Source organism: Proteiniclasticum sp. (assembly GCF_003514505.1).
Classification (GTDB): Bacteria; Bacillota; Clostridia; order Clostridiales; family Clostridiaceae; genus Proteiniclasticum.
Window position 1 is genome coordinate 23911 of record NZ_DOPX01000007.1, and the last position, 16373, is coordinate 40283.

General features: G+C 43.8%; 14 protein-coding genes and 7 tRNA genes. 16 read left to right on the plus strand and 5 right to left on the minus strand.

Translation table 11 applies throughout. The features are described from left to right. Positions 1-7: 7 nt before the first annotated feature. The 5 genes from DEF30_RS01030 (at position 8) to DEF30_RS01050 (ending at position 6215) form a co-directional block, all read left to right on the plus strand. Positions 8-1975, plus strand: coding sequence for a DHH family phosphoesterase (locus tag DEF30_RS01030; RefSeq protein ID WP_294095423.1), 1968 nt, complete (start codon positions 8-10; stop codon positions 1973-1975). Beyond that, entirely contained in the window at positions 1972-2415 is a 444-nt protein-coding gene (gene rplI, locus DEF30_RS01035; RefSeq protein WP_294095426.1) for a 50S ribosomal protein L9, read from the plus strand. Before DEF30_RS01030 ends, rplI begins: the two co-directional genes overlap by 4 nt. A 54-nt stretch (positions 2416-2469) precedes the next feature. Continuing rightward, positions 2470-4308, plus strand: coding sequence for a Lon family ATP-dependent protease (lonC, locus tag DEF30_RS01040; RefSeq protein ID WP_294095522.1), 1839 nt, complete (start codon positions 2470-2472; stop codon positions 4306-4308). A gap of 13 nt (positions 4309-4321) precedes the next feature. Continuing rightward, positions 4322-5653, plus strand: coding sequence for a replicative DNA helicase (locus DEF30_RS01045; RefSeq protein WP_294095429.1), 1332 nt, complete (start codon positions 4322-4324; stop codon positions 5651-5653). 127 nt (positions 5654-5780) lie between these two features. After that, on the plus strand, positions 5781-6215 hold the full coding sequence (locus DEF30_RS01050) for an NUDIX domain-containing protein (RefSeq protein WP_294095434.1): 435 nt from the start codon (positions 5781-5783) through the stop codon (positions 6213-6215). A gap of 54 nt (positions 6216-6269) precedes the next feature. On the opposite strand, the gene pgsA is transcribed toward DEF30_RS01050, so the two are convergent. Continuing rightward, a complete protein-coding gene (gene pgsA / locus DEF30_RS01055) occupies positions 6270-6821 on the minus strand; it encodes a CDP-diacylglycerol--glycerol-3-phosphate 3-phosphatidyltransferase (protein ID WP_294095437.1) in 552 nt (183 codons plus the stop codon). 290 nt (positions 6822-7111) lie between these two features. Here pgsA and DEF30_RS01060 point away from each other — a divergent pair, with 290 nt between their 5' ends. Both DEF30_RS01060 and DEF30_RS01065 read left to right on the plus strand, forming a co-directional pair. Continuing rightward, entirely contained in the window at positions 7112-8398 is a 1287-nt protein-coding gene (locus tag DEF30_RS01060) for an adenylosuccinate synthase (RefSeq protein WP_294095439.1), read from the plus strand. Between the two features lie 74 nt (positions 8399-8472). Further along, on the plus strand, positions 8473-9276 hold the full coding sequence (locus DEF30_RS01065; RefSeq protein WP_294095442.1) for an alpha/beta hydrolase-fold protein: 804 nt from the start codon (positions 8473-8475) through the stop codon (positions 9274-9276). 58 nt (positions 9277-9334) lie between these two features. On the opposite strand, the gene DEF30_RS01070 is transcribed toward DEF30_RS01065, so the two are convergent. Continuing rightward, positions 9335-10576 (minus strand): NAD(P)/FAD-dependent oxidoreductase, encoded by a 1242-nt coding sequence (locus DEF30_RS01070; protein WP_294095445.1) that lies wholly within the window; start codon positions 10574-10576, stop codon positions 9335-9337. 182 nt (positions 10577-10758) lie between these two features. Between DEF30_RS01070 and DEF30_RS01075 the strand changes: the two genes are divergently transcribed. From DEF30_RS01075 to DEF30_RS01110, 8 genes are all read left to right on the plus strand, one after another. Further along, positions 10759-11136, plus strand: a complete 378-nt coding sequence (locus DEF30_RS01075; protein WP_294095448.1) for a CoA-binding protein — start codon at positions 10759-10761, stop codon at positions 11134-11136. A gap of 122 nt (positions 11137-11258) precedes the next feature. Continuing rightward, positions 11259-11333: transfer RNA gene (locus DEF30_RS01080), tRNA-Glu, on the plus strand. 15 nt (positions 11334-11348) lie between these two features. Beyond that, positions 11349-11424: transfer RNA gene (locus DEF30_RS01085), tRNA-Val, on the plus strand. A 10-nt stretch (positions 11425-11434) separates the two neighbouring features. Then, positions 11435-11511: transfer RNA gene (locus DEF30_RS01090), tRNA-Asp, on the plus strand. Positions 11512-11528: 17 nt separating this feature from the next. After that, positions 11529-11603: transfer RNA gene (locus tag DEF30_RS01095), tRNA-Glu, on the plus strand. A gap of 15 nt (positions 11604-11618) precedes the next feature. Further along, positions 11619-11694, plus strand: a tRNA-Val gene (locus DEF30_RS01100). A gap of 7 nt (positions 11695-11701) precedes the next feature. Continuing rightward, positions 11702-11778: transfer RNA gene (locus DEF30_RS01105), tRNA-Asp, on the plus strand. A gap of 3 nt (positions 11779-11781) precedes the next feature. Beyond that, a tRNA-Thr gene (locus DEF30_RS01110) sits at positions 11782-11856 on the plus strand. 253 nt (positions 11857-12109) lie between these two features. On the opposite strand, the gene DEF30_RS01115 is transcribed toward DEF30_RS01110, so the two are convergent. The 3 genes from DEF30_RS01115 to DEF30_RS01125 all read right to left on the minus strand — a co-directional run bounded on the left by DEF30_RS01115 (position 12110) and on the right by DEF30_RS01125 (position 14748). Then, positions 12110-13093: an ATP-binding protein gene (locus DEF30_RS01115; RefSeq protein ID WP_294095451.1), complete on the minus strand. Its 984-nt coding sequence runs from the start codon at positions 13091-13093 to the stop codon at positions 12110-12112. Continuing rightward, positions 13090-14085: a DnaD domain protein gene (locus DEF30_RS01120; RefSeq protein ID WP_294095454.1), complete on the minus strand. Its 996-nt coding sequence runs from the start codon at positions 14083-14085 to the stop codon at positions 13090-13092. Before DEF30_RS01120 ends, DEF30_RS01115 begins: the two co-directional genes overlap by 4 nt. Before the next feature lie 111 nt (positions 14086-14196). Further along, positions 14197-14748 carry a hypothetical protein gene (locus tag DEF30_RS01125; RefSeq protein WP_294095458.1) on the minus strand — a complete coding sequence of 184 codons (552 nt, stop codon included), beginning with the start codon at positions 14746-14748 and terminating at the stop codon, positions 14197-14199. 359 nt (positions 14749-15107) lie between these two features. Here DEF30_RS01125 and DEF30_RS01130 point away from each other — a divergent pair, with 359 nt between their 5' ends. Beyond that, complete coding sequence (locus DEF30_RS01130) at positions 15108-16367, plus strand: UDP-N-acetylglucosamine 1-carboxyvinyltransferase (protein ID WP_294095461.1); 1260 nt, start codon at positions 15108-15110, stop codon at positions 16365-16367. Positions 16368-16373: the final 6 nt, after the last annotated feature.

The following is a 16373-nucleotide window of genomic DNA, read 5'->3' on the forward strand; positions in this document are numbered from 1 at the left end:
AGATCGTATGAAAAAATACTACGAGTATCGAAAAAGCGACTATATTTACAACCTGCTGATTATCCTTTCCATTGTTCTTCTTTATGTGGCAGGACAGTGGCTTTTTGCCACGGGATTGCTCGTCGCATTTGCCATCGTGGTGTTTTATTTCAATAGCTTGTACACCTACAAGAAAAAGCGATGGGAGAGATTTGTTGTAAATATTCTCACGAAAATGTCCAATACGGTGATAGCAGCTCTGGAAAAGAGCAGCATTCCCATTGTTCTTGTCAGAGAGAATGGGGAGATCATCTGGTACAACAAAGAGACCCTGGAGCTTTTTAAAGAGAAACACCATAATTTTCGTCTGGAAGAAATCACAGCTGACTATAAAAGTGACATATTAGGCGTTTCTGAAAGTAAGGAGCTGGAAATTAAGATCCATGAAAAAAACTATCAGGTTCTTGTGATTCCAGTAAAACACCAGGAAAAAGAATTTGAAGAGAACCTTCGAATTGTAGTGTTCCATGATATTTCCATGGTTAAAGAGGCAGAGGCGAAGATCACATCCGTTCTATCCATCGAAGTGGATAATTACAGTGATCTTTTGAATAGTGTGGACTCAGAAAAGAAGCCGTTTCTTCTGGCAGAGATTGAGAACTATATCTACTCCTATGGCCATGAGCTGAAAGCCATGGTTCGGAAATATGAAAGCAATAAATTTATGATGGTGGTGCCTGAGTATTACATTCACGAACAGATTCGAAAAAAATTCCCAGTGCTGGACCATATCAAGAACATTCATCAGGGGAACTCCATAGAACCCACATTGAGTATAGGCATTGGAAAAGGCGGGAAAAATCCGGAAGAGAATCAGAGCCTTTCCAAAGCGGCGAAAGAACTTGCTCTTGGTAGAGGGGGAGATCAGGTGGTCATAAAGACCCCCACAAATTTATCCTTCTATGGCGGCTCCTCCAAAGAGATCGAGAAGAAGTCCAGAGTCAGATCGAGAGTGGTGGCCCATGCTCTGGAGGAGATTATAAAAGACAGCCATCGGGTGTATATCATGGGGCATAAAAATCCGGATATGGACTGTTTTGGTTCTGCGGTGGGCATTAAAGTCATCGCCAGAGGACTGGGGAAGAAAGCGGTTATCATCAATGAAGAGCCCTATCTCAATATCCGTCCAATATATGACAAGTTCATTGAACTTAGTGAGTACAAAGAAGATATCATATCCCTGGAAAGAGCTAAGGCGAAAATCAAAAAAGAAGACACTCTCATCATCGTAGACGTCCATGCTAGAAATCATGTGCTGAATAATGACATCATCAGCATGTTTGATAAAGTGGTCATCATTGATCACCACAGACGAACGCCAGATCAGATTACAGGGGCAGTGCTGTCATTTATTGAGACCTATGCATCTTCGACGTCAGAACTTGTGACAGAGCTCATCCAATATATTTTCGACAAACCGGAAATGTCAGTACTGGAGGCAGAAGCTTTGTTTGCGGGGATTCGTGTGGATACCAAGAGCTTTAATTTCAAGACCGGTGTACGTACTTTTGAAGCAGCTTCCTTCCTGAAAAGACAAGGAGCAAGAACACAAGAAGTGCGAGAGATGTTTGCGCAGGACCTTGAAAGCTATAATAGAAGAGCAGAGATCATTCGAAATGCGGTGATCATTGACAAGATGGCCATAGCCACTGTTGATGACTCTGAGGATCCTGTGCTTTCCGCTCAGGCTGCAGATGAACTGGCTAATTTTAAAGACATTCACGCGGCATTTGTTTTAACTCGTCAGGATAATGATATAATAATTAATGGACGGTCTCTCAAAGAGCTGAATGTCCAGCTGATCCTTGAAGAACTTGGCGGAGGTGGTCATATGACCATGGCAGGAGCTAAAATCAAGGACTGCACTTTAGAAGAGGCATTTGAGATGCTCATGGAGGCCATCACAAAACATAGAAAAGAGGAGAGTAACATATGAAAATTATACTTTTAAAAGATGTTAAGAATATGGGGAAAAAAGGAGATGTTCTTGAAGCATCCGATGGATACGCCAGAAACTATCTGTTCCCAAGAAAGCTTGCCCAGGAAGCTACCCAGGAAAATCTTCATATCGTCAATCTGAAAAAAGAAAATGAAAGACGTATCAAGCTAGAAGAAACAGAAGCGGCACAAAAGCTAGCAGATTTATTAAGAAATAAAGACCTCATCATCAAGACAAAGGTTGGCGAAAACGGCAGACTTTTTGGTGCCATTACGAATAAGGATGTTGCCGAACTGATCAATAAAACCTTCAATACTGATTTTGACAAGAAAAAAGTACTGGTCAGCACCATTAAACTCGTAGGCAGCTACGATGTGGAAGTGAAGATCTATCCTGAGATCAGTACGAAACTGAAGGTTACTGTGCAAGAGGGCTAAAGGAGCAAAAATTTGAGTAAATCATTCAATAGATCTTTTTACGAGGACAGCGATATTCAAGCGGAAATTAATGTTCAGCTGGATATACTGGAGAATGTTCTCGATAAGGGAGCCATTAAAACAAGAATCAATAAATTCAGGCTGAAGAAGCACATGGAAGGAGATACCCTTCAAAGAGCCTATGCAGTCAATATGATAGCATCCGATGGGATGTCCAAGCTTGTGATGCCTGATGAAGACAATCTGACAGACATGGTGGATGACACCAATAAATGGATATCTGAAATCATCGCAAGAAACTATATCCAGAGAAAAGTGGAAGAAGAAGTAGAAAAAGAGCTCATGGACAAACAGGATAAGTACATCGATGAAATGAGACTCCATGTGCTTCGTAAGAAAAAAGGTCCTGAAAATGCCAAAACCACGAAGAAGTATGAAGATCTGGTGGCTCTTGATGAGAAACATCTGGCAAAGAATCTTCAATCCCTTCTAAGACCAGAATCATTTGAGGAGATTATTGGACAGGAAAGGGCCATTAAGTCTCTTCTTTCAAAAATCGCATCTCCTTATCCGCAGCATATCATTCTGTATGGACCTCCTGGGGTAGGAAAGACCACAGCAGCAAGAATCGCACTGAATGAGGCGAAGAAGCTCAGTTTCACGCCTTATGAGGCAGATGCGAAATTTGTGGAAGTAGATGGTACAACCCTGCGCTGGGATCCCCGTGAAATCACCAATCCTCTTCTAGGATCCGTTCATGACCCTATTTATCAGGGAAGCAAGAGAGATCTGGCTGAAGGTGGGATACCGGAGCCTAAGCTGGGGCTGGTTACAGAAGCTCATGGTGGAGTGCTTTTTATCGATGAGATTGGCGAGCTGGATGAGATTTTACAGAACAAGCTGTTAAAAGTCCTTGAAGATAAGAGAGTGGAGTTCTCATCTGCGTATTATGACCCGGATGATGAAGGGACCCCACAATACGTCAAATACCTCTTTGACAATGGAGCACCAGCGGATTTTGTGCTCATTGGTGCAACCACCAGAGAGCCCCAGGAAATCAATCCTGCACTCAGATCCCGCTGTACCGAAGTATTTTTTGAGCCTCTGACATCGAAGAACATCCAGAGAATCGTTCAGGATGCAGCAAATAAACTGCAGATTGATATGGAAGAAGGTGTTGCGGAGATGATCTCCAACTACACCATTGAAGGCAGAAAAGCCATCAATCTCTTGGCAGATGCCTATGGAGCCATTCTTTATGAAGGAAGAATCGAAGATGGAAAAAGGATTCTTGTTACAGTAAAAGACATCGAAGAAGTGATCCAGATATCAAGGATCACCCCTTACGAAGTGCATAATCTGGAACATGAGACAGAAGTTGGCCATATCTATGGTCTCGCTGTATCCGGATTTGTAGGCTCTACGTTAGAAATTGAAACCATGGTCTACCCTGCGAAAGAAAAAGGCAAAGGGATTGTCAGGTTCAATGATACTGCAGGCAGTATGGCAAAGGATTCCGTCTTCAATGCAGCCTCTGTCATCCGAAAAATCACTGGGCTTGATATGAGTGATTATGATATTCATGTCAATGTCATTGGAGGAGCCAAGATCGATGGTCCATCTGCCGGTGCGGCCATCACTGTATGCATCATTTCTGCCCTTCAGAATAAGCCCATAAGACAAGATATGGCGGTCACTGGAGAAATATCCATCCGTGGCAAAATAAAGCCCGTGGGTGGCATATTTGAGAAAGTCTATGGGGCAAGAAGAAAAGGAATCAAACATGTGGTGGTGCCTTATGACAACCGTCAAGATATTTCCAGTTCCATGGAGGATATCAAAGTCACACCCGTAAAAGACATTGAAGAACTTCTGAAGTTAATTTTGGTATAAGGAGAAGATGAGAATGGAAAATAGACCGCTGAGAATCATGCCGAACAATCAGGAAGCAGAACAGTCTGTCATCGGCTCTATGATTCTTGACAAGAATGCCATAGCTACGGTGTTAGAAAAGCTTCACGCTGATGATTTCCATCGTGACGGGCATAAGATTATTTTTCAGGCCATCTTGGATCTGTTCACCAAGGATACTCCCATCGACTTAGTCACCTTGGCGGACCATCTGAAATCCATCGATAAGCTGGAGTATGTGGGAGGCATTTCGTATCTCACGGAGATTGCCTCTTCTGTTCCCACCACCTTGAATCTGGTGTCTTATATCAATATTGTTTCTGATAAATCCATGCTGAGAAAACTGATCCGTGCTTCTACAGAAATTATGGACGACAGCTACACCAAACAGGATGAAGTGAATGTGGTGGTGGAAGAAGCGGAAAAAAGAATCTTCAATATTGCAGAAAAGAGAAATTCTGGTGGGTTTGAAGCCATCAGTACCATCCTTGAACGTGGCTTTGTGGAGATTGAAAGAGTCTACAACAATAAAGGAACCACCACCGGTGTTTCAACTCCCTTTCCAGAGCTGGACAGAATGACATCAGGGTTCCAGAAAGGGGACATGGTGCTGATTGCGGCAAGACCTTCCATGGGAAAAACCACTTTCGCCCTGAACCTGGCGGAGCATGCTGCTTTAAGGGAAGGAAAATCCATTGCTATATTTTCTTTGGAAATGGGTATGGACCAGCTGGCGTATAAGTTCCTTTGTTCTGAGGCCAATGTGGAGCTGACGAAGCTCCGTAATGGAGATCTCGATGACAGAGACTGGGAGAACATCGCAAGAGCCTCAGGGCCGCTTTCCCAGGCAAAAATCTATATTGATGACACAGCTGGTATCTCTGTGACTGAAATGCGCTCCAAATGCAGAAGACTGAAACTGGAGCATGGAATAGATCTGATTCTCATTGACTACCTACAGCTGATGAGTGGTAAAGGGGAAAGCAGACAGCAGGAAGTTTCAGAAATATCAAGATCCATCAAAGCTTTGGCAAAGGAGATGCAGTGTCCTGTCATTGCTCTTTCCCAGCTATCTAGAGCACCTGAACAAAGAGCGGATCATAGACCCATGCTGTCTGACCTTAGAGAATCCGGTTCCATTGAGCAGGATGCTGACCTTGTGATGTTCCTTTATCGTGATGAGTACTACAATCAGGATACGGAAGACAAGAATATTGCAGAATGCATTATTGCGAAGCAAAGAAATGGCCCGGTAGGAACCATCAAAATGGCGTGGCTTGGCCAGTACTCGAAGTTTGCACGGCTGGATATGGTTCATCAGAATTGATATAAGAGAAAATGAGTAAGGCTTGATGATATCAGGCCTTTTTCTTTTTGTATATTTTCTGTATAATGAAAGTAGAGGTTGGTGCAAGCGTGATGCACCAAAATGTGAAATCCAGTGGAGGTTTAATTTGGGCATTCAATTCGGTCAGGAAAGAGAAAAGTCTTATGGTGCTGTGATTATTAACGAAAAGAAGGAGTTTCTTCTGATCAGACATAGAAACGGTGGACATTGGGATTTTCCAAAAGGGCACAAAGAAGAAGGGGAATCCAGCAAGGAAACTGCGATGAGAGAAGTATTTGAGGAGACAGGCCTTCGGGTTCGGCTTATTGAGGGATTCAAAGAGAAGTCCAAGTATTCTCCGAAGCCTGGTGTGGAAAAAACTGTGACATTCTATTTGGGCTTTTCCATGGGGGAAGTTAAGATTCAGGAAGAAGAAATTCTCGCCTATGAGTATCTTTCCTATGATGAGGCAAAAGTAAAAATAACATTTAAAGAAAGCAAAAGCATCCTTGCATCTGCGAAGCAGTTCATGGATACCTATCTTCAGTCCAATGAGGACTGAGTCAATTAGATAATGGCAAATGAAAAAGAGCTGCAGTACTGCGGCTCTTCTGCTTTATGCTTCATTTTTCTGTTTTTTCTTTTCTAAAGTGGTTCTGATGTAGCTGAATCCTGCGATAAACCCAAGTATTGCAGAGAAGAAGAGAAATGCGATTCCGAGGGTTTTCTGGAACAGCAGGGTCAGAATTCCGATATAGAAGGAAAAAGTAACAAATTTGCCAAGCTTGTTGGCTGGGTTGATGATCCCCATCTTATAGACAATGATGCCTCCAAGAATCATGAGAGTCTCTCGAATACCCACGAGAATCAGGATGGCATAGGGAATCACATCGGTGATGGTATAGGAGACAATGGCTGTCAGAAGCATCAGCTTATCGGCCAAGGGGTCCATGACGGTACCAAAAGGAGTCACCAGATTGTTCTTTCTTGCCAGATATCCATCCAGGAAATCTGAAATCCCCGCCACGAAGAAAATAACGACAGAATAGAGAAGATTCTCTTCTGGGTTTTTAAAATACACATAGATAAATATGGGAATCAGTAAAACTCTAAAGGACGTGATGAGATTCGGCAGGTTAAAATTCGATGCTGTCTTTTCTTTTTCCATGAATGATCACACCTTTTCTTTCGCTCTAAGTCTGGAACATCGATGGTCTTCGTACTTCTATTATACCGAATCTCTGAGTTTTTGTCCTGATTCTCAAGGAAAAAGTGAAGGCAAGGGGGGAGTGTGAAACAGTTCCCTGCTGATTCAGCTGTACATTCTCGATTTAAACGGACGATATTATTCGTGTCTAAGTTATCGTTCCGATAATATCATATGATAAATAAAAAATTGATGTGATTGTCCGTTTCTGTTAAGATAGTACTGGCAATTTGATTTGGAGGGAAAAAATCATGTCTACAGTAGTAATCGTTGGTGCTCAATGGGGTGACGAAGGAAAGGGGAAAATCACAGATTATCTGGCAGAAAGTGCTGAGGTTGTGGTTCGCTTTCAAGGAGGTAACAATGCGGGACATACCGTGGAAGTAGGAGAAAAGCAGTATAAGCTTCATCTCATTCCTTCCGGTATCATCCATGGAAATAAGAAGAACATCATAGGCAATGGTGTTGCCTTTGATCCTGGGGCATTTTTCAAAGAAGTGGAGTATCTGGAAGCCCTGGGTGTTGAAATCACACCTGAGACTCTTCAGGTGAGCGACAGAGCCACAGTGATCATGCCGTATCATCAGGTGCTGGATCAGCTGAAGGAAAAGGCTCGTGGAAAAAACGACATCGGCACCACAGGAAAAGGGATAGGGCCAGCCTATACAGACAAAGTGGAGAGATCCGGTATCCGTGTCTGCGATCTGCTTCATGAGGATGTGCTCCGGGAAAAACTTCATCTGAATCTCCTGGAGAAAAACCGCTATATTGTGGAGATTCTTGGTGGAGAAGAACTGGATGAGGAGACTGTTTTCCAGCAGTACCTTGCCCTTGGAAACAGGGTACGGCCTTTTGTGCGGGATACGTCCGTTGTCCTTTATGAAGACATCAGAAAAGGTAAAAAGGTTCTTTTTGAAGGTGCTCAAGGGATGCTTCTGGACATAGATTATGGAACCTATCCCTATGTGACATCATCCAATACCACAGCAGGTGGCGTGGCTTCCGGAACAGGTGTTGGTCCAAGGTTCATTGAGAGAGCTGTAGGCGTCACCAAGGCTTATACCACAAGAGTAGGAAAAGGACCATTTCCAACGGAGCTGGAAAATGAGGTTGGAGAATGGATTCGTGAAAAAGGTCATGAATATGGCACCACCACCGGCAGAAGCAGAAGATGCGGCTGGCTGGATCTTGTCATTGTGAAGACTTCCATCCGCGTTTCTGGATTGACCTCTCTTGTACTGACGAAGATTGATACTTTGGCAGGTCTTGAGAAGGTGAAGATTTGTGTCGGATATAAGCTGAAGGATCAGGTGATTGATTACTTCCCTGCAAGTTTAAAGGATCTGGCGGAATGCGAGCCAGTATATGAAGAGTTTGACGGCTGGGATGACAGTGTGGCAGAGGCGAAAACCTATGAAGAGCTTCCATTGAATGCAAAGAAGTATATTGACAGAATCGAAGAGCTTCTTGAGATCAAGTGCTCTATCATCTCTGTAGGTCCAAGAAGAGATCAGACCTTCCAGAAAGACTCCCTATAAAAAAAGCCTGTGGAACGTGAATTCCACAGGCTTTCCTGTTATGATGGTAAAAAAGAGATGACGAGGTGTTGTGGGTGAAACGGGAAGATATCCTTATTGAAATGCTCTCAGGAGAAAAAAGAAGAGTACGGCTGCTGCTTCCAGAGCAGGTTAAAGCTGGAGAGAAAGTGCCAGTTCTCTATATGTTTGATGGACAGAATCTTTTTGAGAAGGAAGATGCCTTTGGCGGGGTAACCTGGGGTGTCCAGGAAGCTTTGAAGGCTCTTCTGGAGAGAAAGGACGCTGTTCCCATGGCTGTTGTTGGTATAGACAATGCAAAAGATAAGCGACTGGATGAATATGGTCCATGGCCATTCACGGTCGAGAATCATTCATCGGCTGGGGAAGGGGATATCTTTGCGAAGGACTTCATAGAAAGAATCCTTCCGCTTCTGGAAAAAGAATATCCGCTGAAAACAGGAAGAGAATACCGTGCATTGGCGGGAAGTTCCATGGGAGGACTCATGACTGCTTACATCGGCGCCAAATATCCTGAGATGTTTGGGACCCTGGGCGTATTTTCCTTAGCGTCCTGGGTTTCGGAAGAGCCCTTTTTAGAGATGCTGGAGACCGAAGGAGAGTTTCAGAATGCCCGTATCTTCCTTCAGGTAGGCACAGAAGAGGAAAGAGAAGCAGAAGGGAAAGTGGAGTACGGACATTCCCAAACCTATATAGACAACAGTATGCGTTTTCTGAAGAAAGCACTGAAAAAAGGAGCATCCCTGGAAGACCTTGTGATTAAAATCGGAGCTGGAAAAACCCATAATGAAGGAGCTTGGGCCAGTTATATGGAAGAATTCATCCAGTATGTCCAGAAGCCTTATCTTCAGAAAGACTGATTAAATGACAGTGAATAGGAAAGAGCAGGAAATCTGAAGGAGAGATTTCCTGCTCTTTTTAGAGCTGATTGGTCAGTGCTTTCATGACGGTTCCTGCGGTAGACCAGGCCCACTGAAGATTATACCCTCCGCAGGCGCCCAGAACATCCAGAACTTCTCCAGTGAAGTACAGCCCAGGAACAATCTTGGACTCCAGGGTTTCTTTTATCTCACTGGTATCCACACCTCCATAGGTGCCCTGTGCAGTATTGAAGCTCTGTGTACCCATGATCTGGAACTCCCAGTTCTGAAGGAGCTTAATCAGCGTCAGAAAGTGCTTTGGATCCACTTCAGAGACGAGAGAAGAGGGCTTCTGAATCCCTGATTCTTTAAGCAGTACTGGAATGAGTTTTCCTGGGAGGAGGCTTCTAAGTGCATCCTGGCAGGTTCTGTGGGAAAGCAGCGCCATCTGGTTGAGGACAAGATCTTTCAGCTCATCTTCTGTCATTTCAGGAAAAAAATTCAGTCTTAGAAAAAGAGCTTTTCCGCCAAAGAGGTAGGGATGGACAAAACGGGAGACTTGGAGAATGGGAGGCCCGGAGATGCCATAATCGGTGAAGAGCAGTTCCCCCTTTTCCACCCGAAGAATCTCCTGGCTTGTATAGAGTGTAGCTGTGCCATCCAGTTTCACTCCGCTTAAAGCCCGAAGATACGGTGCATTTAAGTTCAATTGAACCAGAGCAGGCATGGGGGGAATGATTGTATGCTTGAATGATTTCAGAAGTTTAAACATGGCTCCATCAGAACCCGTGTTAGGTGCAGACATTCCTCCGGTGCTGATGACAAGAGTCTTGCACTGATACTCCTTCTCATCGGTACTCAGAGTAAATATGCCTGGATCTTTTCTGATTTTTTTCACCTTGGACTGAAGATGAACAGGAACGCCTTTTTCTTCTAGCGAAAGCCTCAGCGTATCCACTACTGAGGAAGCTTGAAGTGACAGCGGATACATTTTATGATCTTCGAGGGTTTTCAGGTGTAGTCCGAGACTGCTGAAATAGCCCAAGGTCTCTTCTAATGGATAAGTGTATAGAGGGGAGAAAGTATACCTTTTATTTGAGCTTGTATAGCGGTCTTCGATCTCATTCATCACATTCTCATTGGTAATGTTGCATCTTCCATTTCCTGTAGTGAGAAGCTTTTTGAGGATACGGTCTTTTGCCTCCAAAAGCAAGACATCTTTACCATAATCCTTTAAAAGCAAGGAGAGAAAAACACCCGAAGCGCCTCCTCCTACAATGATAATGTCATATTTTTCCATAATGATTCCTCTTCTTTCATGTGCGTCATAATCTGTTATCTTATCTTCATTATAAGGGATGTGGTTCTCCTTGTCTTTAGGAGAAGTCTGGTCTAAGTTTACTGAGGTATGGAATTCTAAGAAAACTATGAGTATAATAGGGATATAGAATCAGCTCATCATCCTGAAGCAGGAGGGGTTATATGGAAGCAAAAGATTTTTTGAAGTATAAGAACTGGGTAGTGGCTGGGGATGTTCTCAATGAAATGAAGTATGCCGGCAGAATCTATCAGAAACTGAACCGGAGAGGATACCATGTTGCAGGACTTCACCCCAAAGAAGAGAATCCATCCGTCTTTAAATCTTTCCAGGACTTGGAGGAAGAAGACGTGAAGTATGAGGTGCTGAATCTGGTGATCAATCCGACCAGAGGACTGGAAATTGTACAGGAAGCGGAAGCCTATGGGATCAAAATGGTTCTTGCGCAGCCTGGGGCAAGAAGCTATGAGATTCAGGACTTTTGTGTAAAGCATGGTATGGAATATGTGGAAGGTTGCACCTTGGTGGAACTCAGCTACTAACAAATTAGAATTTTTTTTCATAAAAAATGTTGACAGTCTGTTAAATGTTAGGTATTATAGTCTTTGTCAGGTTAACGCCTAGGTTAATTCTGATGGAAATAAATACTCATTAATGGCGATATGGCCCCTTGGTCAAGCGGTTAAGACACCACCCTTTCACGGTGGTATCAGGGGTTCGAGTCCCCTAGGGGTCACCATTTTTTATGATGCATGGGAGCATAGCTCAGCTGGGAGAGCATCTGCCTTACAAGCAGAGGGTCACAGGTTCGATCCCTGTTGTTCCCACCATTTTTTTTGTGGCCCAGTGGCTCAGTTGGTTAGAGTGCCGGCCTGTCACGCCGGAGGTCGAGGGTTCGAGTCCCTTCTGGGTCGCCAATTAAATATTTAACTATGGCCCCTTGGTCAAGCGGTTAAGACACCACCCTTTCACGGTGGTATCAGGGGTTCGAGTCCCCTAGGGGTCACCATTTTTCATTATGTATGGGAGCATAGCTCAGCTGGGAGAGCATCTGCCTTACAAGCAGAGGGTCACAGGTTCGATCCCTGTTGTTCCCACCATATATATGGCCCAGTGGCTCAGTTGGTTAGAGTGCCGGCCTGTCACGCCGGAGGTCGAGGGTTCGAGTCCCTTCTGGGTCGCCACATGCTGGTGTGGCTCAATGGTAGAGCAGCTGATTTGTAATCAGCAGGTTGATGGTTCGATTCCGTTCACCAGCTCCACTAACTCACTACTTAGGTAGTGAGTTTTTTATTTTGTCCAAAAATATCATGGTCTAGAATTTGTTTATGAAATGTGAGCATTCTGTGGAAAAGTAAGGACTTATACCAAAGTTATCCACATTTCCTGCGATTTCAAAGGATGTTTTTCCATTGAACTGTGGATAACTTATTATTTCAGGGAAAAGATTTAGACCAGAAAAAGAGCAGTTCTGATGACCATAAGTAAAAGTGCAAAAGAAAAAGCTTAGGCGTCCTAAGCTTTTTTATTACGTTCATGATTCTTTTTGATTCGAAGATCATCCCCTAGGAATTTGAATAGATTGAAGTCTCCAACGAGCCTGGAGTAAATTCTCTCATCATACTTATCCTTCAGGTTTTCAATGGTAAGGTTTGTTGAAATCAGCATTTTTTTCTTCCTGAGAAGTTTGGAGTTTAAAAAGTTGAAGAGCTCCACCTTACTGAATTCTGTTGTCAGCTCAGTACCCAGATCGTCAATGATGAGCAAATCGCAGCCCAGAAGCAGTTCAAGGAGTTCCTCATTTTCATTGAATTTCACATCCTTGAGATTCTGGATGAGACCGTCCGCAGTGCGGTAGACCACAAGATATCCGGCAGTAAGAAGTTCTTTGGCGATGCAGCTGGAGAGGAAGGTTTTTCCTGTTCCTGGACTGCCATAAAAGAGAAGATTCACAGAAGAGTCCTTGAAGTTCCTGATATAATCCATGGATGCTTCCAGAATATTAGCCATGTTCTCCTTTGGAGACAGAGGATAGGGACCTTCTTCGTCATCATAAAGGTCCAGCCTGAACTTATCAAAGGTGAACTCCTTGATAAGGGCATTGAAATCTGAGGTTCTGTGATAAGCCTCAATGAGATGCTTTTTGTAGCAGGTGCATTTTTCCTGCCGGATGTAGCCGGTGTCCTGACACCTGCTGCAAGCATACTGATGGTCCAGATAGTTTAAGGGATATCCGAGACTTGTGAGAATTTCCAGCCTCTTTCCTCTAAGATCGACAATCTCGCTTTTCAGCTTGGAAAACTCTTCCTGATGGTTCACGTTTTTTTTGAAGTTCAGGACAGCAAGGTCCATACTGAGTTTTGCGATTTTCCTCTCGATATCCAGGAGCTCCGGTGCTTTCGCTTCTACTTCCATCTTTCTTTTCAGGAGGGAGGAACGTTCCTCCTCCCGCAGCTCTTCGTATCGCTTCATGATGATTCCATGGTATCCCTTGATCATTTATCCCACCCCAATAGTTTTCGTTCTAGCTCGTCATAGTCATATTCCCGTTCGGTGAAATCTTTTTTTACAGTTTTCTTTTGTGCAGTCTTTCTTGGCTTCCGCTCATTTTTCTCCAGATCTTCCAATGTCTTGATCCCATCCTTCAGCCACGCTCTGAGAATGCCGTTGATATAGCCCATTTCCACTTTTCCAAGGGTATTGAAGCTGATGTCACAGGCCTTTAGAATCATTTCCGTCGTAAAGCCATAGGTATAGAACCACTTTTCCAGAAGATCCTCCTGGGGCTTTGGAATATCTTTTTCGCTGATACCAAGATAAGTCAGTACTTTTCGGTAGTTCGTCCACTTGTCCTCATGTTTTCTGATGTTCTGCTGGGCAAGCTCCTGAGTTTTGATTCCTTGACTGTCCCAGCTGATGGCCACTGTTTCAATATAGCGCATACTGGTTTTTCCTTTGGAGACGCAGTGCTGCACCAGTAGAATAATCACTTCTTCCGGGAAATGATACTTCTCCTTGAAATAGAGAAATTTCTCCGCATCAGAGGAAGAGAGGGGTCTACCCATGAGCATGGAGATTTCGTGCAGCAGCGGACTTCTGTCCTCGATAGGACTGGAGGCAGTTTTAGGCTCCGGCATTGGCTCAGAAGAAGAACCTGGTTCAGGCTTCTTCTTGGGCAGCTCGGGACTTACCAGGGTTTGGCTCTCTTTGATCTCAATGGACACATTACCATAAGCATCAATGGTCTTCATGGAAAGAAGACCCACTTCATCCCAATAGGTCAGAGCTTTCAATACATCTGTCTCCAGGAGTCCTAAGATTTCAGCAAGAAAAGCAGTAGTTACGCCATCTTCTCCCATTTGGGTATAGCGCAGCAAAGTGATGTATACTTTCACATACTCACCTCTGGCTTTGGGCAGATAGTAGTCCACAAAGCTTGCGGAAAGGGTCACTGTATTTGTTTTATAGGGACGTAGCATAATTGTGCTCATTGTTATCTCTCCATTTGATTACTAAGAAAATTATAGCAGAAACAGGGAATCTTATTCAGCTGCCTGTTTCTGTATTATTTGCAAAAGAAGGGACCTTAAGAAGGTCCCGTGCTATAAAGAAATGATATTGGGATCCTTTAGTGGGATGGTAGCCACCACAGAATCTTTCTTGAAATTGAAGTTTTTCCATAGTTCAAACCGGTCTACCCGATATCGGATGCCAGCATTCTTTCGGAGAACATTCTGGTACTGGTTGAGATCCTTTGTGATGCCTCCATTGTACAGCACAAGCTGAACAGACTCTTTCTCTTCCACTTCACTTTCTTCCCGGACTTTGAACCCGTGAAGTGATAGCATGGTGTTGAAATTTCTGGAAAGGCTTTTCACATAGCCGAAGTTCATAACATCGAGACCGATGGTCTTCAGTTTTTCATCATAGCTGAGTTTTCCTTGCACATCAATCTTAAAAAGGCGGATGGGTTTGGCCATGTCTTTGATGATTTCTTCCAGCTTGAAAAGATCCGGATCTTCTATGGTCTCAAGAACGATGCCATAAAAAGCAGTTTTCTTTTTGGGTTTAATTTTCTTAATGAGATGTCTTGTGGAATTTTCTATGGCTTTTCCAGATTCTTTGTCTAGAAGTGCTACAAGATAGTATTTCATCAGCTGCTGCCTCCGCGATTGTTTTTTTCTATTATACCATATATGCAGGTTCTCATAGGGGCTACCTGTCTACGTTTCGAAGAGCCACTCTGGTCTATTTTCTGAAGGACTCTTATCCTATGAATCTGCATTTCATGAAGAACCTTGATACATCTAGATTATAGCGATTTATTCATTTCCCGTAAAGTTCATAATTAGTGAAGATAAAGGGTGCAGATTTGTGATATAATGTATTGTGTTATTTTATCATGGGATGATTGTAATGTGGCTTGAATGCCATTTGATTTGAGATGTGACAAAAGAGAGTGCCCATGCTCTGAAGAGTACAAAAAAAGCGATGAATATTAAAGGTGGACTATATGGAAAAATTAATTATCAATGGTGGAGCAAAGCTTCATGGCGAAGTGGAAATCAGTGGAGCAAAAAATGCGGCAGTAGCCATCCTTCCCGCTGCAATTATGGTGGGAGAGGGAACCAGTATCATAGAGAATATTCCTGATATTGACGACGTGCATTGTTTAGAAAGGATTATTGAAGCCATCGGTGGAAAGATCGAGAAGAATGGAACAACCTATTCTCTGGACTGTACTGGAGAACTCAAGGTCATTGCAGATACTGAGGATGTCAGAAAAATGAGAGCGTCCTATTACTTGGTAGGCGCTTTACTGGGCCGATACAAGAGTGCCAAGGTGGAGCTTCCTGGAGGGTGTGCCATCGGCGTCCGTCCCATGGACCAGCACATCAAAGGATTTGAAGCACTAGGTGCTAAGGTGACCATGGACCATGGATCCATCTCAGCAAAAGCAGAGAAGCTCATCGGTGCCAACATATTTTTTGACGTGGTATCCGTTGGAGCCACCATCAATGTGATGCTGGCAGCCACGCTTGCGGAAGGCCAGACTGTACTTGAAAATGTAGCCAGGGAACCCCATGTGGTGGATGTGGCGAACTTTCTCAATACCATGGGTGCGGACATCAAAGGCGCAGGTACGGATGTTATCAGAATCAATGGTGTGGAGAAGCTTCATGGATGCACCTACAGCGTGATTCCTGACCAGATAGAAGCAGGGACCTATATGATTGCCACCGCAGCTTGTGGAGGTAGAGTGACAATCAAGAACATCATTCCAAAGCACATGGAATCCATTTCTGCAAAGCTTGAAGAGATGGGCGTTCTTGTGGAGGAGCTTGATGACAGCCTCATCATCACATCAGATCCAGAAAAGCTTATTGCATGTAACATCAAGACTTCCCCTTACCCAGGATTCCCAACAGATGTGCAGCAGCCCATGAGCGTTCTCATGAGCATTGCAAAGGGAAGAAGCATCATCAATGAGAGTATCTGGGAATCCAGATTCAAGCATATGGATGAGCTGAAGAAAATGGGAGCCAGTGTTCTTGTGGAAGGCAGAACTGCCATCATAGAAGGTGTATCGAAGCTTTCAGGGGCCAATGTCCGCGCAACAGATCTTCGGGCAGGAGCTGCCATGGTCATTGCTGGACTCATTGCAGATGGCAGGACGGAGATCAGTGATATTGAGCACATTTACAGAGGCTATCCTGATATTGAGAAGAAATTTAAAGCTCTTGGAGCAGACATTCACGTGGAAAACAACTAGGAAGTG